Source organism: Mesorhizobium sp. WSM4840 (genome assembly GCF_055811755.1).
In genome coordinates this window covers 359,490-379,697 of sequence record NZ_JBVVQD010000003.1, presented here as the reverse complement: position 1 = coordinate 379,697, position 20,208 = coordinate 359,490, and the positions used below count along the sequence as shown (strand labels likewise).

At 60.1% G+C, this 20,208-nt stretch carries 17 protein-coding genes and 1 tRNA gene; 9 read left to right on the top strand and 9 right to left on the bottom strand.

Translation table 11 applies throughout. The features are described 5' to 3' along the window. Positions 1–51: 51 nt before the first annotated feature. The 4 genes from AC0L3I_RS07410 to AC0L3I_RS07395 form a co-directional block, all read right to left on the bottom strand. Positions 52–1,698 (bottom strand): ABC transporter ATP-binding protein, encoded by a 1,647-nt coding sequence (locus AC0L3I_RS07410; RefSeq protein WP_473526470.1) that lies wholly within the window; start codon positions 1,696–1,698, stop codon positions 52–54. Between the two features lie 149 nt (positions 1,699–1,847). After that, positions 1,848–2,999 (bottom strand): nucleotidyltransferase family protein, encoded by a 1,152-nt coding sequence (locus tag AC0L3I_RS07405; protein WP_473526469.1) that lies wholly within the window; start codon positions 2,997–2,999, stop codon positions 1,848–1,850. Positions 3,000–3,225: 226 nt separating this feature from the next. Beyond that, positions 3,226–3,300: transfer RNA gene (locus AC0L3I_RS07400), tRNA-Gln, on the bottom strand. A 144-nt stretch (positions 3,301–3,444) separates the two neighbouring features. Next, entirely contained in the window at positions 3,445–3,780 is a 336-nt protein-coding gene (locus AC0L3I_RS07395; RefSeq protein WP_473526468.1) for a VOC family protein, read from the bottom strand. 209 nt (positions 3,781–3,989) lie between these two features. On the opposite strand from AC0L3I_RS07395, the gene ppdK reads away from it, so the two are divergent. Continuing rightward, a complete protein-coding gene (gene ppdK / locus AC0L3I_RS07390) occupies positions 3,990–6,668 on the top strand; it encodes a pyruvate, phosphate dikinase (RefSeq protein ID WP_473526467.1) in 2,679 nt (892 codons plus the stop codon). A gap of 68 nt (positions 6,669–6,736) precedes the next feature. Here the strand turns inward: ppdK and AC0L3I_RS07385 are convergent, their stop codons facing one another. Both AC0L3I_RS07385 and AC0L3I_RS07380 read right to left on the bottom strand, forming a co-directional pair. Beyond that, on the bottom strand, positions 6,737–7,126 hold the full coding sequence (locus tag AC0L3I_RS07385; protein WP_473526466.1) for a DUF427 domain-containing protein: 390 nt from the start codon (positions 7,124–7,126) through the stop codon (positions 6,737–6,739). 282 nt (positions 7,127–7,408) lie between these two features. Beyond that, positions 7,409–7,765: a hypothetical protein gene (locus AC0L3I_RS07380; RefSeq protein ID WP_095492352.1), complete on the bottom strand. Its 357-nt coding sequence runs from the start codon at positions 7,763–7,765 to the stop codon at positions 7,409–7,411. Between the two features lie 180 nt (positions 7,766–7,945). Between AC0L3I_RS07380 and AC0L3I_RS07375 the strand changes: the two genes are divergently transcribed. Both AC0L3I_RS07375 and AC0L3I_RS07370 read left to right on the top strand, forming a co-directional pair. Further along, on the top strand, positions 7,946–9,574 hold the full coding sequence (locus AC0L3I_RS07375; RefSeq protein WP_473526465.1) for a fatty-acid--CoA ligase: 1,629 nt from the start codon (positions 7,946–7,948) through the stop codon (positions 9,572–9,574). A 79-nt stretch (positions 9,575–9,653) separates the two neighbouring features. Next, positions 9,654–10,436: a DUF1499 domain-containing protein gene (locus AC0L3I_RS07370; RefSeq protein ID WP_473526515.1), complete on the top strand. Its 783-nt coding sequence runs from the start codon at positions 9,654–9,656 to the stop codon at positions 10,434–10,436. Between the two features lie 255 nt (positions 10,437–10,691). Here the strand turns inward: AC0L3I_RS07370 and AC0L3I_RS07365 are convergent, their stop codons facing one another. Next, positions 10,692–11,690 carry a LacI family DNA-binding transcriptional regulator gene (locus AC0L3I_RS07365; protein ID WP_473526464.1) on the bottom strand — a complete coding sequence of 333 codons (999 nt, stop codon included), beginning with the start codon at positions 11,688–11,690 and terminating at the stop codon, positions 10,692–10,694. Between AC0L3I_RS07365 and AC0L3I_RS07360 the strand changes: the two genes are divergently transcribed. Genes AC0L3I_RS07360 through AC0L3I_RS07340 form a run of 5 tightly spaced genes read left to right on the top strand, consistent with a single transcriptional unit; the run spans position 11,683 to position 16,598 of the window. Further along, a complete protein-coding gene (locus AC0L3I_RS07360; RefSeq protein ID WP_473526463.1) occupies positions 11,683–12,930 on the top strand; it encodes an ABC transporter substrate-binding protein in 1,248 nt (415 codons plus the stop codon). The genes AC0L3I_RS07365 and AC0L3I_RS07360 overlap by 8 nt on opposite strands. Positions 12,931–12,957: 27 nt before the next feature. Then, a complete protein-coding gene (locus AC0L3I_RS07355; protein ID WP_473526462.1) occupies positions 12,958–13,995 on the top strand; it encodes an ABC transporter ATP-binding protein in 1,038 nt (345 codons plus the stop codon). Further along, the gene (locus AC0L3I_RS07350; protein WP_473526461.1) at positions 13,992–14,879 is read left to right on the top strand and encodes an ABC transporter permease; all 888 of its coding nucleotides are present in this window, start codon (positions 13,992–13,994) and stop codon (positions 14,877–14,879) included. The genes AC0L3I_RS07355 and AC0L3I_RS07350 overlap by 4 nt, the downstream gene beginning before the upstream one ends. Beyond that, positions 14,872–15,663, top strand: a complete 792-nt coding sequence (locus AC0L3I_RS07345) for an ABC transporter permease (RefSeq protein ID WP_473526460.1) — start codon at positions 14,872–14,874, stop codon at positions 15,661–15,663. Before AC0L3I_RS07350 ends, AC0L3I_RS07345 begins: the two co-directional genes overlap by 8 nt. 14 nt (positions 15,664–15,677) lie before the next feature. Further along, a complete protein-coding gene (locus tag AC0L3I_RS07340; RefSeq protein WP_473526459.1) occupies positions 15,678–16,598 on the top strand; it encodes a phosphorylase family protein in 921 nt (306 codons plus the stop codon). A 107-nt stretch (positions 16,599–16,705) separates the two neighbouring features. Here the strand turns inward: AC0L3I_RS07340 and AC0L3I_RS07335 are convergent, their stop codons facing one another. Continuing rightward, a complete protein-coding gene (locus AC0L3I_RS07335; RefSeq protein ID WP_473526458.1) occupies positions 16,706–17,854 on the bottom strand; it encodes a nucleotidyltransferase family protein in 1,149 nt (382 codons plus the stop codon). 527 nt (positions 17,855–18,381) lie between these two features. Then, the gene (locus AC0L3I_RS07330; RefSeq protein ID WP_473526457.1) at positions 18,382–19,290 is read right to left on the bottom strand and encodes an MBL fold metallo-hydrolase; all 909 of its coding nucleotides are present in this window, start codon (positions 19,288–19,290) and stop codon (positions 18,382–18,384) included. A gap of 221 nt (positions 19,291–19,511) precedes the next feature. Between AC0L3I_RS07330 and AC0L3I_RS07325 the strand changes: the two genes are divergently transcribed. Beyond that, positions 19,512–20,096 carry a biotin transporter BioY gene (locus AC0L3I_RS07325; protein ID WP_473526456.1) on the top strand — a complete coding sequence of 195 codons (585 nt, stop codon included), beginning with the start codon at positions 19,512–19,514 and terminating at the stop codon, positions 20,094–20,096. Positions 20,097–20,208 lie beyond the last annotated feature (112 nt).

Below are 20,208 nucleotides of genomic sequence, written 5' to 3'. Positions count from 1 at the left end.
GATCCGAAGCACCGGGTTCAGTTGACCCTGTGGGTGACGGTGAGGCTGGACTTACCCGGCGCTTGTCATAATGCCGTCGTCCAGCTTGAACACCCGATCAGCCAGCGCCAGGCTCGCCGGCCGGTGGGTTATCAAAAGCACCGTCCTCTGTCGCAGCACATCCACACATCCCTGCAGGAACTCGCGCTCCCCCTCTGGATCGAACATAGCGGTAGCTTCGTCGAGTATGAGAATCGGCGGATCTTTCAACATCGCCCGAGCCAACGCCAGCCGCTGCTGTTGCCCTCCGGACAGCCGCACGCCCCGATCGCCGATCGGCGTCTGGTAGCCCTGCGGCAATTGCATGATGAAATCATGCGCGCGGGCCGACCGTGCTGCTGTCTCGACGTCATCCTGTGTGGGCTCAGGCCGCCCATATGCGATGTTGTCGCGGACGCTGGCGTTGAACAGCAACACGTGCTGAGGCACCACCCCTATCTGGCTGCGCAGGCTGTGCAAGGAAACCGTGGAAATATCCACGCCGTCGATGAAAATGCTTCCCTTGGCAGGCTCATGCAATCGCATAAGCAAATGCGCCACCGTGCTCTTTCCTGCGCCGTTGGCACCTATGATTGCTATTGTCTCGCCCGCGGCGACGGATAGGTCGAGGCACCTCAATGCAGGCTCACGCCCCGGGTAACTGAATGTGACACCGCGGAATTCGATGTTGCCGTTTATTTTTCCCATCGGCTTGCCCGCATGCCAGCTCGGCTCAGGCTCTTCGGCCAAGGCTGTTGCGAGCCGGCTCAGCGCTCCGCGCGCGCGCTGGGTCTGTCCATAGACGTCTGCGAGCCCGGCCATAGGTCGAGCCATGACCTGGGCGTAGAGGAGAAAACTCACCAATTGAGGCACAGTGAGAGCCCCATCGCCGATTCGCCCTTGGGCCAACCAAAGCATAAGAACGACCGCGGTCGCCGTCACAAGCTGAACCCCCGGCCCCAATGAGGCATGGATAACGCGCTCCTTGGCGCTCAGCCTGACGACGCGCTCGATTTGGCTCCGATAACGCTGCGATTCCTGCTGTTCGCGCGTGAAGGTCTTGATGGCGGGAAGCATGCTGAGGTTTTCTTCAGCAATGGCGATGGCAATGGCATGCTCCTCCTGAAGTTGGAGAGCCAATGGCCGCATGCGTCGTCCGAAAATTTTAAGCAGTAGATAGAGCAATGGGATAATGATTGCGGCGAACATGGCGAGAAGGGAATCGATTCGGAACATTAAAGCCAATGCCCCGCTGACGGTGAAGAAGAGCGGCAAGGCAGCAAGTGCGGTGCCGCTGATGTAATCGCTCACGACATGCACATCGTGAGTAAGTAACGCGAGTGTATCGCCATGACGCCGCCGGTGGGAGAAAGCAAGCGGCAACGCCTGAAGATGGTCGTAAACTCGGATTTTCAAGTCCGACAGTATTCGTGTGGTCGTCCCGCCAAGCAGGTATATATTGCTGAATTTTAAAACGGCCTGTATCGCGAACAGTGCCAATGCTCCTAGAAAAAGCACCTGGATATTGATCGTGCTGCTGCCTGCTCGTTCCTGGAGAAACGTTTCAGCAAGCCTGCCACCAAGCCAAGGCATGACCAACAGCGCAGCGCTTTCGCATAGCATCAATATAAGGCCGACGGCCAACGCCAGGCGATAAGGTGCCGCTAATGTCAGCAGCATGTTTGTCTCACTGATTTTCGACAATCTGTTCATAGTTCCACAAGCGATCGATCGACGTGATCTGCTGGAGTGAGCACCAAGAGGCAGGCTGCATCCTCAACCGCGGCAGAATTTCTTGCGATTTCGGAATCAAGCGCCCGCAGAGAGACTCAACTATCCCGGCTGCGTAAATACTTCAAAGACCCGGCTAGGGCCCGGCGTAGGTAGAGCCAAGGCAGCCACGATAGGTTTGCCTGGCGATATTTTTGCCGCATATGGATTGCCGGCGGGAAGAGGAGCTCGGCCAGAAAACCGGACCTGTTTCGCACGCCTCTCGCGGCTTGGAAGTCCATCCATACTCGGTACGACCTGGATCCGCTGAGATAGCTCGACGCGGTTTCTGTCGGTCCAGGACGGGAAAGCGCGCCGGACACGGCTTCGGGTATAGCGGTATGAAAACGGACCCCGGTCGCCTCGATGCCGTCCAGGCAGGTCGCCCGCAATCCTTTACGCTCGGCAAGTTCAACAAATTCATTGCGTTGCGAAGGCGACAGCATCGAAAACAGAAGCTGAATGTCGTAGAACCAGATCAGTCGATCGCCGCCATAATAGGCCACGTCATCGACGTAATACAAAGCGTGCTTGTGGACCGCTCGATGCATGCAGGCGAGCACGAGCGCGTGCACTGGATCAGCTGCGAGGGCATTCGCGCTTAAGGCCGGCAGTGGCCGGGCCCCGGAGCGCAATTCTTCATACGAGAACAGATTTGACAGGAGTGTGGAATTGGCAAGCCGCCAATGCACATCGAGGGTGTGTTCCTGATTGGAGGCGGGATCTGTCCAGCTAAAGCTCGTCTGACCGCTAATGACATCCGCCCTTATTCCTAGTTCACAAAACCCCAGGGTTTCTAATGCTTTGGCTATCCGATCACGGGTGCCCGACGGCACAATGAGGTCAGTGTCACCTCTTGTACGCAGGAAAGGCGCCGGATAGACATCGTAGGCTAAGGCCGTGCCTTTGAACAGAATTGGATGGATCCCAATAGCGACGAGCCGCTCCAGTACTTGATTCAGCAAGTACTGGTGGCGCATCTCCCACAATGCTTGAGCGGTGGCCTGCTGACGACAAGTAGCCAGGACAACATCCGGCCAACCCAGGTCAACGTGTTCGCGATCTGCAATATAGTGATGAAGCAGCGCCTGTACCCCGTGATAAGCACTTCGCTCGATGAAGCGGTCCGCGAAATTATTGTCGCCGTATTCCGGCCAATTCGGATTTTCGCCACGTAAGGTGGCGCAAAGCAGCTCGTCAATTCCCTGCATGACTAGAATTCCGTTGCAGAGATCCAACCACGCCCTTGGGACCCGGCGCTCTGGCAGATTGTTGTCATTCGTTCGGGCCTGGCCGTCTGTTCGCTGCTGCGTTCACCGCAAGCTTTGACATCGTCTGATGGGCATTGGGGACGAGGCTGTCAAGCTGGCAGCGGCGTAGCGTGCCGGCATTACTTAGTGGCTGCTACACATGTGTCCGGAACGGACATGTGATCGATGGCTGGGGCGCCAGGATTCGAACCTGGGATTGTCGGTACCAAAAACCGATGCCTTACCACTTGGCTACGCCCCAGCAACGGGGAACATGCCCGTTGCGCGCGCGGCCTTATAGGACGAGCCGACGGAAAGCTCAATGCCGAGAATAGCGGCTATGCGCAACTGGACGGTAGCCAGAGTTTCGGTCCGCAATCATGGTCCTGGATGGGGAGTTCTTTCGCTAATCACCCCAGACGGCCATTTCATTGCCGGCCGGATCGACGAACTGGAACCGCCTGCCGCCGGGGAATGAGAAGATCGGCTTGACGATCGTGCCGCCGGCATTTTCGACGGCGCCCAGGGTTTCTTCCAGGTGCTCGGAATAAAGCACGGGAAGCGGCTTGGCGGGCGCTTCGCCGGCATCAGCCTGGAATTCTCCGTCAAGACCTTCTGAATAGGTCGGCCCGTAGTCGGTGAACGACCAGGAAAAGGCGGCGCTGTAGAAAGCCTTGAGCCTATCCAGCGTTCCACCAGTTGCCGGCATTTCCAGATAATCGAGTTTTCCGGTCAGTCTCATGGCGTTACCCCTGGTTCCTGTTATGTTCTACTTAAATGGCCATCGAGCCGCAAGTCTTTTTGGCATCGCTTTTTCTTAATCGATTGTAGAGGCCGGCTGGCTTTGCCGACGCTTGCCTTTCGCACTGCAGCATCATATCGCTCGGATAGGGACACGGCGGAACTTCGGCTTCGTCAATCTTTTCAATCTCCTGCAACCGGAGAGCAAGCATGACCAAATGGGTCTACACCTTTGGCGACGGCGCTGCGGAAGGCCGTGCCGGCGATAGGAACCTCCTGGGCGGCAAGGGCGCCAATCTGGCCGAAATGTGCAGCCTGGGCCTGCCGGTGCCTCCGGGGTTCACCATCACCACCGAGGTCTGCAACTCCTACTACGCCAACGGCCGCACCTACCCGGCCTCGCTGGAGGCGGACGTCGCGGTTGCGCTTGACCACATCGGCCGGCTGACCGGGCGCCGTTTCGGCGATCCCTCGAAACTGCTTTTGGTGTCGGTGCGTTCCGGTGGCCGCGCCTCGATGCCCGGCATGATGGACACCGTGCTCAACCTCGGTCTGAACGACGAGACGGTCGAGGCGCTGGCCGCCGATTCAGGCGATGCCCGCTTTGCCTATGACAGCTACCGGCGTTTCATCCAGATGTATTCCGATGTCGTCATGGGCCTCGATCATGAGGTGTTCGAGGAAATCCTCGAAGACCAGAAGGGCGGGCTCGGCCATGAACTCGATACCGAACTGACAGCCATCGAATGGCAGGGCGTGATCGCACTCTACAAGGCCAAAGTCGAGGAGGAGCTCGGCAAGCCGTTTCCGCAAGATCCGAACGAGCAGCTCTGGGGGGCGATCGGCGCCGTCTTTTCGAGTTGGATGAACAACCGCGCCATCACCTATCGGCGCCTGCACGACATTCCCGAAAGCTGGGGCACGGCGGTCAACGTCCAGGCCATGGTCTTCGGCAATATGGGCGAGACTTCGGCCACCGGTGTCGCTTTCACCCGCAACCCGTCGACCGGCGAAAAGATGCTCTATGGCGAGTTCCTGGTGAATGCGCAGGGCGAGGATGTCGTTGCCGGCATCCGCACGCCGCAAAACATCACCGAGGCGGCGCGCATTGCCGCCGGCTCCGACAAGCCGTCGCTGCAGAAGCTGATGCCGGATGCGTTCCAGTCTTTCGTCACCATCTCCGACCGTCTGGAAAAGCACTACCGCGATATGCAGGATCTCGAATTCACTATCGAGCGCGGCAAATTGTGGATGCTGCAGACGAGGTCCGGCAAGCGTACCGCCAAGGCGGCGCTCAAAATCGCCGTCGACATGGCGCGGGACAAGCTCATTTCAAAGGAGGAGGCCGTCGCCCGCATCGATCCGGCCTCGCTCGACCAGTTGCTGCATCCGACCATCGATCCGACGGCGGCGCGCGATGTGATCGGCATCGGCCTGCCCGCATCTCCGGGCGCTGCCACCGGCGAGATCGTCTTTTCCTCCAATGACGCCGAGGAGCTCAAGACGCAAGGCCGCAAGGCGATCCTCGTGCGCATCGAGACCAGTCCCGAGGACATCCACGGCATGCATGCGGCGGAAGGCATCCTGACCACGCGTGGCGGCATGACCAGCCACGCCGCGGTGGTGGCGCGCGGCATGGGCAAGCCTTGTGTTTCGGGCGCGGGCTCGCTGCGCGTCGACTACAGGGCCGGCACGCTGATGGCGATGGGATCGACGTTCCGCAAGGGCGACATCATCACCATCGACGGCGGTAACGGCCAGGTGCTGAAAGGCGCCGTTCCGATGCTGCAGCCGGAGCTCTCGGGCGATTTCGCCGCCATCATGGAATGGGCCGATACCGTGCGCCGCATGAAGGTGCGCACCAATGCCGAAACGCCGCTCGACGCGCGCATGGCGCGTTCCTTCGGCGCCGAAGGCATCGGGCTTTGCCGCACCGAGCACATGTTCTTCGAGGGCGACCGTATCGTTGCCATGCGCGAGATGATCCTGGCCGACACCGAAAAGGGCCGGCGAACGGCGCTCGCAAAACTCCTGCCCATGCAGCGCTCGGATTTCCTCGAACTGTTCGAGATCATGGCCGGCCTGCCGGTGACGATCCGCTTGCTCGATCCGCCACTGCACGAATTCCTGCCCAAGACCGAGGAAGAGGTGGCCGAAGTCGCCGCCGCCATGAACGTGTCGCCCGACAAGCTCAGGCAGCGCACCGAGGCCCTGCACGAGTTCAACCCGATGCTTGGCCATCGCGGCTGCCGGCTTGCGGTTTCCTATCCCGAAATCGCCGAGATGCAGGCGCGCGCCATTTTCGAGGCGGCCGTCGAAGCCGGCAGAAAGGCCGGGGCGCTGGTGGTTCCGGAAATCATGGTGCCGCTGGTCGGTCTGATGAAGGAACTCGACTACGTCAAGGCGCGGATCGACGCCGTCGCCAAGAGCGTGATGGAGGAAACCGGCGTCGAGATCACCTATCTTACCGGCACGATGATCGAACTGCCGCGTGCCGCGATCCGCGCCCATGTCATCGCCGAGGCGGCCGAATTCTTCTCTTTCGGCACCAACGATCTGACCCAGACCACCTTCGGCATCTCACGCGACGATGCAGCCTCGTTCCTGGAGACCTATCGCCAAAAGGGCATTATCGAGCAGGATCCGTTCGTGTCGCTCGACATCGAGGGCGTCGGCGAACTGGTGCGGATGGCGGCCGAAAAAGGCAGGGCAACGCGGCCGGAGATCAAGCTCGGCATTTGCGGCGAACATGGCGGCGACCCGGCCTCGATCCATTTCTGCGAGGAGGTCGGCCTCGACTACGTGTCGTGCTCGCCCTACCGCGTGCCGATCGCCAGGCTGGCTGCCGCGCAGGCGGCGGTACAGGCTGCAAAGAATGGCCGCAGGTAAGGGGCACGACGTTCGGCCATGACCGCATCACCGACTGATCGGCAGGACAGGTTTCGAGCCGTCCCTGCTCAGGCCGGTTTGGCTTCGATCGTCACTTTGTTGGGATAGAACGCGCCGTGATCGCGGATTTCGATCATTTCGTCGAAAGGCTGCTCATAGGCCCACATCGCATTCTTGCCTGATTCCGCGGCGGGCAGAACGCTCCAATAGCTCGCATCGCCCTTGTAAGGGCAGTGGGTCGACAGTTCCGTCTTGCGAAGCTGGTCGAAATCGATGTCTTCGAATGGAATGTAGAGGACCCGGGGGTAGGGGGATTCGGTCAACACCTTGGCCCTCGTGGACGAGGCAATGACCGCGTCGCCGGCGCGTACGGTCACAGTTCCGATGTAGGGCTCGACAGTGATCACTTTACCCGAGTTGCGTTGAAAGCCGGGTGACGGATTGGCGATCTGGTCCATGACGGGTTCTCCTTGCGTCGACCTAAGAGACTGTTTCGAAATTCGCTCTGGCGAGTCATGTGGTGGTGGTTTCGAGAACCGGCGCGCAGCGGACATTTGGGTCCGTGAGCACCGGAAGCGCAGAAAACGCCATCAGATGGCCGCCAGAGTAGAGTTTCCAAACGGTCTCTAAGGTGTGTCGGGCGTGCGCGCCGCGCAAGGCCGCCGTCGAATGCGGGGCTCGAAAACCATCGCCTTTGGCGTTGCCGGGCCTCTCGTCAAATCGGCCCTGCCGATGACCAATCAGGCGGCAGCCTGAAACGCGTCCATCAGCCCGGCATAGGCGGCGGCGATACCGGCGACCGGATTGGTGCTTCTCGACGCGGTTTCGACCTTGAGCGCACCACCGCCGGTCGGCAAGGTAAGAAGCAGGAACTGGCGGTTGCCGCCATCGCCGACGCATGCCGCGGCAACGTGCTGGCCTTCGCCTTCGTTCTGAACGCACATCTTGAACAGCAGCGTGCCGCCGACCGCCTCAAGGGCGCCGCCGACAACTTCGACGAATTCGTCTTCGGAAACGGTTTTGGCGTCCGGCACCAGATCAGCCAGGCTTTCGGCGAGCGTATCTTCGAGAGTCTTGTCGTCGAGCTGCGCGTCCATGCGAACCTCTTTCATTCGCCAATCACACCCCTGCCCATTAATCAAAGTTAGCGCCGACGATGGCCGGATTGTGGCGGTTTTCCCTGTCTTTTCGATCAATGTACTGCTTCTGGCCGGTCATGGCTGGACAATCCGCTTGTTCGTCCCACAATGGAACGAAAAACCAATGGGAGGAAAAGCATGCTCGGACTGATGCAGGAATGGCCGCTGCTTTGCCACAAGCTCATCGACAACGCAGCCAGGCAGCACGGCGAACGCGAGATCGTATCGCGTTCGATCGAGGGTCCGATTTTCCGGACCACTTACGCCGAAATTCATCGCCGCGCCTTGCAGGTCGCCGAGCGGCTCGAGCGTGACGGCTTTGGCCTTGGCGACCGCATCGCCACATTGGCCTGGAATACGGCGCGCCACATCGAAGCCTGGTACGGCATCATGGGTGTCGGCGCGATCTATCACACGCTTAATCCGCGCCTGTTTCCCGAGCAGATCGCCTGGATCATGAACAATGCCGAGGACAAGGCGATCTTCGTCGATCTGACATTCATGCCGCTGCTTGAAAAGATCGCCGGCGCGGTCAAATCGCTGAGAAAGGTGATCGTGCTGACCGACAAGGCGCATATGCCGCAAACGACGCTGCCGAACGTCGTTGCCTATGAGGAGTGGCTTGACGAAGCCGACGGCGCCTTCACCTGGAAGACGTTCGATGAAAATACCGCCGCCGGCATGTGCTACACCTCGGGCACGACAGGCGATCCGAAAGGCGTCCTCTACAGCCATCGCTCGAACGTGCTGCACGCCATGATCGCGGCGATGCCCGACGCCATGGGCCTCTCGTCGCGCGACACCATACTGCCGGTCGTGCCGATGTTCCACGCCAACGCCTGGGGCCTTGGCCAGAGCGCGCCGATGATCGGCGCCAAGCTGGTCATGCCTGGCTGCAAGATGGACGGCGCCTCGATCTACGAGTTGCTCGACACCGAAAAGGTGACGTTCAGCGCCGCCGTGCCGACAGTGTGGCTGATGCTGCTCCAGCATCTGGAGGAGACTGGCAAGGAACTTCCCTATCTGAAGAAGGTCGTCATCGGCGGCTCGTCCTGCCCGCGCGCGATCACGACGAAGTTCCAGGACAATTACGATGTTGAGGTCATCCATGCATGGGGCATGACCGAAATGTCGCCGCTCGGCACCTTGTGCACCATGAAGCCGGGCTATGCCGGGCTTGAAGGCGAAGCCAGGCTCGACGTCCAGGGCAAGCAGGGCTATCCGCCTTTCGGCGTCGAAATGAAGGTGACGGACGATGACAACAAGGAGCAGCCATGGGACGGCAAGACATTCGGACGCTTGAAGGTCCGCGGACCGGCTGTCGCGCGCGCCTATTATGGCGGCATCGGATCCGAACAGTTCGATGAAGAAGGCTGGTTCGATACCGGTGATGTCGCCCATATCGACCCGAGCGGCTATATGCAGATCACCGATCGCGCCAAGGACGTCATCAAGTCGGGCGGCGAATGGATTTCGACCATCGAGCTCGAGAATATCGCGGTCGGTCATCCTGACGTGGCGGAGGCGGCGGCCATCGGCATCCAACATTCGAAATGGGGCGAACGGCCGTTGCTTGTCGTCGTCCGCAAGCCGGGCCGGGAGCCGACCAAGATGGATATCCTCGCTTTCATGGACGGCAAGGTGGCGAAGTGGTGGATGCCGGATGATGTCGCCTTCGTCGGCGAAATCCCCCATACCGCTACCGGCAAGATCCAGAAGACCACCTTGCGCCATCAGTTCAGGGACTATCGCCTGCCGACGGATTGACGGAGATGACGTCTTTCGCCTTAAAGCCGCCGCTAAACGGCTCAAAGCGCCCGTTCGGGGTGGAGCAGTGCTGAAAACAATGGAAAATCCCGAGCGACAGACGTCGAAGGCGGCCGGCTGGTCGCGGCGGACAGGTGCTTTTTCGGCGGTCCTGCTGCTGACCGTTCTCGTCGGCCACCGATATGAGCTTGTTGAAACGCCGGCTTTCCTTTGGGTGCTTGGCATTGTCGCGCTGCTTGCCGCCTTTGCGCTTCTATTCGCCGGATTTGCCTTTTCGAGATTCTGGAATTTCGGCGACCGTGGCGGTCGCGATCTCACCGTCGGCACGTTGCTGGCACTGCTGGTGCTTGTTCCTTTTGGCATTGCCGCCTACTGGGCAGCGACTTCTCCGCCGCTCAGGGACATCTCGACGGATTTCGACGATCCGCCGGTGCTCGACGCCAGCACCCGGACCGGTGATATGAACGCGCTTTCGCCACCGACCCCGGGCGAGCAGCGCCTGCAGACCGAGACCTATCCGCTTGTCACCGGACGCAGCTACAATCTGCCTTTCGATCGGGTCCTGGAAGCAGTCGAAACCGTGCTCGATCGTCGGGATTGGCAGCTAACGGCGCCGTTTCCCCGCGCGATCGGGCAAAGCGAGGTGACGATCAACGCCCTGGCTAGGAGCTTCCTCCTCAGCCTTCCCGCCGACGTCGCCATCCGTGTGACCGACGATGGCGTTGCGGTCATCGTCGACATGCGTTCGGCCTCCCGTTACGGCCGCTACGACCTTGGCGACAATGCGGCCCGCATCGTGGAATTCCTCACCGAGCTGGATCAGGAAGTCGCCGGTCAGGTCGGCACGGCCCCGGCCGAGTGATGTCCAGAGCATTACAGCCAAGCGGTATCGCTCGGCGCCACAGAAAATGCGTCTAATACAATCAGGGGTTGCGGTGTCTATTCGACTTGTCTCGCCAGTCGCTTTGCGTCCAAAAGCGGGCCTTTCCCTTCGGTCGAAATGTACGTGCTTCGCTCGACGGGACGGTCGCGGGATTGCGGCTATCGGTTGCGCCACGAAGCAGCCGCGCGAGGTTGTCGCAGTCCCTGGGTCGGTTGATTGAAGTCTGCGGGCAGACTATTCGCCAGGGTCGAATTCACCCTTGAGCAAGATTGTCTCCATCGGCCCAAGCGGATTGATGATCCGGTTCTCCAGGACTTCGACAAGTTTGCGTCCGACACCCGCCATATCCACGGAATGAATTCCGATCTTCGCCGGCAGGAAGCGTGCCAGCCGCGTGCTGTCACGAGTGACAATGTGGACGTCGCTCCCCGGCACAAGACCTCTTCTGCCAAGAGCGTGTAACGCCCCTAGAAGGCCCAGTTCGTTGGCGCATGCCAGGCCTGTCGGCGGATCTGAACAAGCCAGCAAGCGATCGAACCAGGCTGCGCTCGATTCCATCGTGAACATGCCATGACCGATCAGCGATTGGTCGATCGGAATACCGGCCTCGGCCATTGCCCTTCCATAGCCGGAAAGACGCATGGCACTCGCCTGATCCTCCGGAACCAGAAGTTGCAGAGCAATGCGTCGACAGCCCTTATCCATGAGCCGTCGGGTTGCCTCGTAGGCAATCTGTTCATTGTCGACATCGACATAAGGATACGCGGTATCCAGGTCGGTTCTTCCAAACGCGACGAATGGCATGCGTTTATCCAGCAGCAGCTTGACCCGCGGATCACCCGACACCAGGCGCGTGATGATCAGTCCGTCTGTGCTGCGCGCCTGAAGCTGCCGCTGCACACTCTCGACGGGATCGTCGTCGGGAGTGGTGGAATAGATGGACAGACTATACCCGGCTTTTCGCGCCGCCAGCGTCATGCCTTCGATTAAAGGAAGCTTCAACAGATCGGACAGATGGTCTCGTGTCTCCATCGGGAGTACTGCCGTCAGCGTCAGCGTTCGACCGGTTTTGAGCGCACGACCATGATGATTTGGTAGATAGCCGACCCGCTTAGCCGCCTCCTTGACGCGGGCTATGGTCGAGGGCTGCACTTCCGGCCCATCCTTCAGAGCGCGGGACACTGTGGTCACCGAGAGGGAAAGTTCCGCCGCGATCTGCTTTAGATTGGCCATTGTTCGCCCGACTTCATTTTGCGAAAGCGCCGGCTGGTTTGCTGACCGCCATAACGTTACCGGATTCCACATCCCGGTCAATCCAAACGCCCATAGGAAGCAGCTTGACTCCAGCGCATTCAGATGCAATCGTAACGTTACGATTACAAATAAATGGCCATTTCGAGCAACATTTGATAAAAGTTGGGGAGGAGAACCTATGTCCTGGCTACGCATTTCCTTAACAGCATTCGCAATCTCGGCTGCCGTGCCCGTCCATGCGCAAACAGTCACCATCACGACCGCAGGTGGCGATTATGGCAACGCCATGAAAGAGGCCATGTGGGGCCCTGCTGCAAAAGAGCTTGGCTATGATGTCCTCGAGGAGACGCTAAGCGACGGCCTGGCCGCCTTGAAGATGCAGGTCACCTCGGGTGCGGTCACGACCGACGTCATTCACCTGGGCTCACCGGAAGGCGCCCAGGCGGCCGCTCAATCGCTGCTGGAGCCGCTCGACTACAAGATCATCGATCCCAAATCCGTGCCGGACGGCGCAAAGTCCGACTACTGCTATCCGTTCGATTCCTATGGCACCGTCATGTCGTGGAACACCAAAACCTATGGCGAGAACCCGCCGAAGACCTGGGCGGAATTCTGGGACATTGCCAAATTCTCGGGTCGCCGCGCGTTGCGCGCCAATGCGCAAGACTCGATCGAGATCGCGCTTCTCTCCGATGGCGTAGCGCCGGCGGACGTCTATTCCGTGCTCAGCACGCCGGAAGGTCTGGAGCGCGCCATCAAGCGCCTTGAAGCGATCAAGCCAAATGTCGCCGTGTGGTGGACCTCGGGAGCTCAGTCCGCGCAGTTGCTGAAGGACGGCGAAGCGGATCTGGTCGTTACCTGGAACGGACGGGCCCAAACCGTGAAAGCGGACGGGGGTGCTGCTGACTACACGTTCAAGGGTTCGGTTATCGGCACGGACTGCCTTGGGGTGCCGAAGGGAGCCCCGAACAAGGAAGCCGCGATGAAGCTCATCGCAGCGATGACGCAGCCCGCGCGTGTTGCGAAGCTGACCGATTTCATCGCCTATGGCCCGGTCAATCCTGCGGCATATGAAGGTGGCCTGATTCCCGAGGATCGCCTGAAGACGCTTGCGACCGCGCCCGAAAATGCCGGCACTTCGGTGTTTTCGAATTCAGAATGGTGGGTCAAGAACGGCGAGGCTGCCCAAAAAGCCTTCGATGAGATGATGGCCCGCTGAGTCTCAGCTGTAAGGCTGGAGCAGATGATGAAGTCGCTCCCGATCACCATCGACAGCGTCAGCAAGGCTTACGGGACCTACGTCGCACTGGATGATGTTTCGCTCGACATTCAAGCTGGCGAATTCCTCACGCTGCTAGGGCCATCGGGATCGGGCAAGACCACGTTACTCATGGCTCTGGCCGGTTTTGTCCGGCCGGATTCCGGCAAGCTCTTGTTGGGCGATCGGGACATCACCCGCCTGGCGCCCAACAAACGCGACATCGGCATAGTATTCCAGAATTACGCCTTGTTTCCCCACATGAATGTCCTGGCCAATGTCGCGTATCCGCTGGCGCTGCGCAAGACGCCGAGAGCGGAGGCGCGTCAGCGGGCGCTTGCCACCCTGGCCCGCGTGAAGCTGGATGGTCTGGCGGAGCGCAATGTTGCCGCACTATCCGGCGGCCAGCGCCAACGGGTGGCATTGGCGCGGGCGATCGTCTTCGAACCACGCGTGATGCTGATGGACGAGCCGCTGTCGGCGCTCGACAAGAATCTGCGCGAAACCATGCAGTACGAGATTCGGCGTCTGCACGATGATCTGGGAATCACCACAATCTACGTGACCCATGACCAGCGCGAAGCGCTGATTATGTCTGACCGGATTGCGGTGATGAACTCCGGCCGCATCCAGCAGATCGATACGCCGCAGCGGATTTATGATCGTCCATCGACCCGCTTCGTCGCGGAGTTCATGGGCGAGGCTAACATTGTGGCGCCAGGCTCGGTACGCAGGATCGACGGCGCCGAAGCGTCACGCGAAACTCTGATGATTCGCGCCGAAAGCTTCCATCTTGATGCGAAGCTCGTCGGGCGAGACGGAGTGGCTCTCGAAGGAATACTGCGCGCCAAGGCGTTTCGCGGCGAAAACTGGCTTTTGACGCTGGCGCTTGACGGTGGGCAAGAGGTTCTTGTCTGCATTCCGGCAGCGCTGGCCGGCGGCTGCGCCGAGCTTGCCGCCGGTCAGCGGGTGACCGCATATGCACCGGCAGCGAAGGTTCACGCGATACCGGGAGCGACAGCGTGACCGTCACTGTGGATCCTGCGCTCGCCGCAGATGCGCGACGCGAGCGGCGGTTCTTTCTTTCGCTTTCGCTCCCGGCGCTGTTCATCGTTGGACTGGCGGCGATACTGCCCATCCTTTGGATCATCCGGCAGTCTTTCCTGACCACAGGGGGTGAGTATACCGTCGGCAACTACGCGAAAGTGCTTTCGAGCGGACTGACATGGTCGGCGCTCGTCACAACCCTTGAACTGTCGCTCGGCACGCTGGCGATCTGCATTCTTCTGGGCACCCCGCTGGCACTCGCTCTGGCCAGCGCCAGACCAAGGGTGGCCAACGTGCTGATGGCCTTCGTCATGCTGCCATTGTGGACCGCTATCCTGGTGCGCACCTATGGCTGGCTCGTGCTCCTGCGGCGTGATGGCCTGATCAACGCGGCTTTGACTGGTTCGGGCCTGACGGCGGAGCCTTTGCCGCTGGTCTATAACTTCACCGGAACGCTGATCGGCATGGTTCACTACATGCTGCCGCTCTTTCTGCTGCCCGTTTATGCCGCGATGCGCGATATCGACCAAAACCTCATTCGCGCGGCAGCGAGCATGGGAGCCACACTCGGGCAGGTGATGCGCACAGTCATAATGCCACTTTCGGCGGGCGGCATCTTCTCGGGTTCGATCATCGTCCTCATCTATTCCATAGGTTTTTTCATTACGCCGGCGGTGCTTGGCGGCGGCAAGGTAAATCCTCTCTCTACCAGGATCGAGCGTACGCTATCGACCTTTCAGGATTGGGGGTCGGCGAGCGTCCTGGGCATTCTGCTCCTCGTTCTGATGGCGCTGATCGGTGTGATGTTGCTGGCGGCACGCCGCCTGCTGGCCCAGAACACAGTGGATGCCCCCCATGCTTGAAGCCTATCCGCACAACAGGCTCGCCCGCATTGTCCTCTGGGGCTTTGCTGCTCTTGTGATGGCATTTCTGATGTTGCCGACGCTCGTGGTGGTGCCGCTTTCCTTCTCGACGTCGAATCTTCTCGAGTTTCCGCCGCACACCTACTCGTTGCGTTGGTACGAGAACTTCTTCGGCTCGGCGACGTGGATGGCTGCGCTCAGGACGAGCCTGATCCTTGGGACATTGACGGCGCTGATCGCGGTGCCTTTTGCGCTGCTCGCCTGCATCTCAATGAATCGGCTGGGCGGGAAGACCGCTGCGGCCATCCAGAGCGTCCTGCTCACCCCCTCGATCACCCCAGGAATCCTGCTTGCGATCGGCCTGTTTTTTGTGCTGGCGGCACAACGTTTGGTCGGAACGTTGTTCGGTGTGCTGGTCGGACATGTGGTGCTGGCCGTTCCGGTGGCGTGCATTGTGTTGCTGCCCGCCCTGGCTCGCTTCGACTGGAACCAGGTTCAGGCGGCGCGTAGCCTCGGCGCGAACTGGGCTAGAGCTATTGGCGGAATAATCGTTCCGCAACTTCGGATCAGCTTGTTGTCGGCGACATTGATGGCCTTCCTGACGTCGCTCGACGAGTCTGTCATTTCGATCTTCGTCGCAAGTGGTCGCAACAGCACGATGCCGAAGCTCATGTTCGTGTCGCTGCGCGATCAGATCGATCCGACCATTGCAGCGATCTCGACATTGTGGACCGCCATTGTTGTGGTCGTCGTCCTGATCGTGGCCCTTCGCCAGAAATCCTGACCGAGACTGGAAGCATGCCTGCAAATCACCACGCAGCCGACGATCTGACGGATCAATCAACTGATATACCTCAGGTAGGGTTGGCCATCATCACCGGGTCGGCAAACTGGGGGCTTGCCTTCCCGGAAGATGTCGAATTCGATGGCGTGCGCACGTTGCGGCGCGACATGAGTTTTGAAACGCCTTTCGGTCGTACCGACAACTGGAAGTTGCTCGAGTTCGATGCCTCGATCACAGCCGAAGGGAGAGCGAAGCGCGCGTTGTGCATGTATTCGCACGGCAATCCCCGCGACCATATCGACCATTCCTGCCATCGCCGCGCGTTCTGGGTATTGATGCGGGCGGGTGTACGGCAAGTTCTCGCCTGCTCGACCGTTGGCGCCGTCAACAAGGCGATCCAGCCTGGCGACATGGTGGTGCCCGCCGATATCATCGAACTGACGCAGACCCCGTTTTCACTGCTGCCGGACCGCCAGAGCTTCGACTGTTCGGGCAAGCAGATCGTATGTCCAAGATGTGCGGCGGTTCTGGTCGAAACGGCCCGCCGCCATTGGCCAGCCGAATGCCGCGTTCATGGCATCGAACAGCAGTTGGTGGCTGCCCACTGTTATGGGCCGCGGCTGACAACCCCAGCCGAGGCTTTGGCGTATCGCGGCATGGGGGCGGATGTGCTTAACCATTCTATTGCCCCTGAGGCCACCTTGGCGCGCGAGATCGGCGCTTGCTTCGTGCCCTGTGCGTTCGTCACCGCGGGCTTCAACGACTATATGGACCGCAATCGCCGGAAATTGCTGCAGGAGGACGTGCTGCCCAATCTCTCCATGACAGCCTCACGGGTTGCGCTGGAGACCGCCGCGCGACTTCCGGCCAATCCGGAATGCTCTTGCCAGGGTTTAAAGTCGCCTCAACCGGCAGAGCGTTCCAGCCGGTTCTGAGCTTTCAGCAGCGTAGTTCGTGGCGGGATCTTAGCCAGGCAGCCTGAATATGCCGTCGATCGTCGGGTCGCCGTCGAAGGGCTAAGCGAACCAGTCTCCGCAGTTTACTATCCGTGGCTGCGTAAGTACTTCAAAAACCCGGCTATGGCCCGGCGTAAGTAGAGCCAAGGCAGCCACGATAGGTTTGCCTGTCGATATTTTTGCCGCATATGGACTGCCGGCGGGAAGAGGAGTTCGGTCAGAAAACCGGACTTGTTTCGCACGCCGCTCGCGGCCTGGAAGTCCATCCATTTTCGGTACAATCTGGATCCGCTGAGATAGCTCGACGCGGTTTCTGTCGGTCCAGGACGGGAAAGCGCGCCAGACACGGCTTCGGGTACAATGGTATGGAAGCGAGTTCGGGTTCGTTCGATGCCTTCCAGGCAGGTCGCCCGCAACCCCTTGCGTCCTGCAAGTTCAACAAATCCATCACGTTGCGACGGCGACAGCATCGAAAACAGAAGCTGGATATCGTAAAGCCAGATCAGTCGATCGCCGCCGTAATAGGCCACGTCATCGACGTAATACGGAGAGTGCTTGTGGACCGCTCGATGCATGCAGGCGAGCACGAGCGCGTGCACTGGATCAGCTGCGAGGGCATTCGCGCCTAAGGCCGGCAGTGGCCGGGCCTCGGAGCGCAATTCTTCATACGAGAACAGATTTGACAGGAGTGTGGAATTGTTGATCCGCCAATGCAAATCGAGGGCGTGTTCCTGATTGGAGGCGGGGTCTGTCCAGCTGTAGCTCGTCTGACCGCTAATGACATCCGCTCTTATTCCCAGTTCACGAAACCCCAAGGTCTCTAATGCTTTGGCTACCCGATCACGCGTGCCCGATGGCACAAAGAGGTCCGTGTCACCTCTTGTACGCAGGAAAGGCGCTGGATAGACATCGTAGGCTAGGGCCGTGCCTTTGAACAGAACTGGATGGATCTCAATGGCCACTAGCCGCTCCAGTACTTGATTCAGCAGGTACTGGTGGCGCATCTCCCACAATGCTTGAGCAGTGGCCTGCTGACGACAAGCATCCAAAATAACCTTCGGCCAACCCAGGTCAACGCCTTCGCGATCTGCAATATAGTGATGAAGTAACGCCTGTACCCCGTGATAAGCACTTCGCTCGATGAAGCGGGCTACGAAATTATTGTCGGCGTATTCCGGCCAAGGCGGATTTTCGCGACGTAGGGTAGCACAAAGCAGCTCGTCAATGCCCTGCATGACTAGAGCTCCGTTGCAGAGATCCAACAGCGCCCTTGGGGCCCGGCGCTCTGGCAGATTGTTGTCATTCGTTCGGGCCTAGCCATCTGTTCGCTGCTGCGTTCACCGCAAGCTTTGACATCGTCTGATGGGCATTTGGGACAAGGCTGTCAAGTTGGCATCGGCGTAGCGTGCCGCGAGAGCATTGCCGCCCGCGATCGTCATGACGAACCTTAACCACAAGCCAGCTGCCGTCTTTGTACCGATGGCACGGATTTGGCCGCGAATCTTGCCGAGAATGGCATCTTGTGCGGACAGCCCGCGCAGGCGGGTTCGACCTACAAATCTTGCCTATAGGCTCGCTGCTCACGGGGAGAACCAAGACCTCCGTTTGACTTATGATGACGATGCGATCATCTCGACATGTGTTCGGCCTCCCGCTGCCGCCGTTACGACCTTGGCGACAATTCGGCCCGCATCGTGGACTTCCTTGCCGAACTGGATCAGGAGTCGCCGGCCAGGTCGGCACGGCCCCGGCCGAATAGTGCTTACGCGATGGGGGTGAATATGCCGTCGATCGCCGGGTCGCCGTCGGTGCTCACCAGGCCGCGCGCCACCAGGTCCTCGAGATGGGCAAGCACCGACAGGCCGGCCGCACCATGCAGGCGCGGATCGGTATCCCTGTAGATCGCCGCGACCATCTCCTGGATCGTCCGGTCGCCGCTTCTGATCTGCTCCAGGATCGCGCGTTCGCGCATTTGGCGATGCGTCTTCAACTCGCGCATGAAACTGCGCGGCGCGGTCACCGGCCCGCCATGGCCGGGCAGCAGCAGGCGGTCGTCGCGCTCGATCAGCCGATCCAGCGAGGCCATATAGTCGGCCATGGCGCCGTCCGGCGGCGCAACGATGGAGGTCGCCCAAGCCATGACGTGATCGGCCGAGAATAGGACGCCGGTTCCCTCGAGCGCAAAGGCTGCGTGATTGGCGGTATGGCCCGGCGTCAGCACCGTTCTGATCGCCCAACCGTCGCCGTCGACCATCGAATCGTCGGCAAGCGCGATATCCGGATTAAAGGCGGTGTCGGCGCTGGCGTCGAGCGGATTGACCTCGCCTATGCGCAGTGGCCTCGCCGGCCGATGCGGGCCTTCGGCCAATACGATTGCGCCGGTGTGCTGCTTCAGCCGCGCTGCCAGCGGAGAATGGTCGCGATGCGTGTGGCTGACGAAAATGTGGCTGACCGGCCTGTCTCCGATCACCTCGAGCAGTGTCTTGAGATGCGCATCGTCATCCGGCCCGGGATCGATCACCGCCAGCGTCTTGCGCCCGACGATGTAGCTGTTGGTGCCGTAAAAGGTGAACGGGCTGGGATTTTCCGCGGTAATACGGAGCACGTCGGGCGCAACGGTTACGCCCTGGCCGTAGGACGGGTCGAAGTCTGTGTCGAATGTCAGCGCCATAGGGAATGTCGTTCAGCTCTGTTCCAATGCATGTCGCGCAAAAGTGTGCAGCGGTTTTGCGATTACGACATGCATAAAACAACAACCTAAAGCGCGTCGCATGAGGCCGGTCAAACGCGACGCGCTTTTTAGAGACGGCAAAACCGATTGCCGCATAACACGGAAGCCAATATAGGAAAACGCAAGGCCGCGATCTGCGGCAGTCCGCAATGAGGAAGACCATGGCAATTGCAACGACACCGCTTGTTTCTCTCGCTTTGCCCGAAAAGGGCGCGGCCCGCCTGGCGACGCAGCTTCTGCTGGCGATCGTCGGAACGCTGGTGCTGACCTTGTCGGCCAAGACCAGAGTTCTGCTCGGGCCGGTCGACATCTCGATGCAGACGCTGGCCGTCTTTCTGATCGCCGCAGCATTCGGCATGCGCCTCGGCGTCGCCACGCTGCTTCTCTACATGGCGGAGGGCGCCATCGGCTTGCCCGTCTTCCAGGGCACGCCGGAAAAGGGCATCGGCATCGCTTACATGCTCGGCTCGACCGGCGGCTATCTTGCCGGCTTCGTGGTCATGGCGGCGATCGTCGGCTGGGCCGCCGATCGCGGTTGGGATCGCCATCCGATCAAGCTCTTCAACGCGATGCTGGTTGCCGAAATCGTCATGATGGCGATGGGCTTTGCCTGGCTGGCGCTGCTCATCGGCCCGGAAAAGTCATGGCAGTTCGGCGTCGTGCCGTTCATCGTCGGCGACCTGATCAAGGCCGGCCTGGCAGCAAGCCTTGTGCCAGCCGTCTGGTCGCTGCTCAAACGCTCCTGAACTCTGGTCGATAGATCGGGCGTTGCACTGATCGAGTCCATGCAACCACAGATCGTGGAATGGTCCCGTTCAGCGAACGGCCTGCCGCGAGTTCTCGTCAAAGCAGGCCACC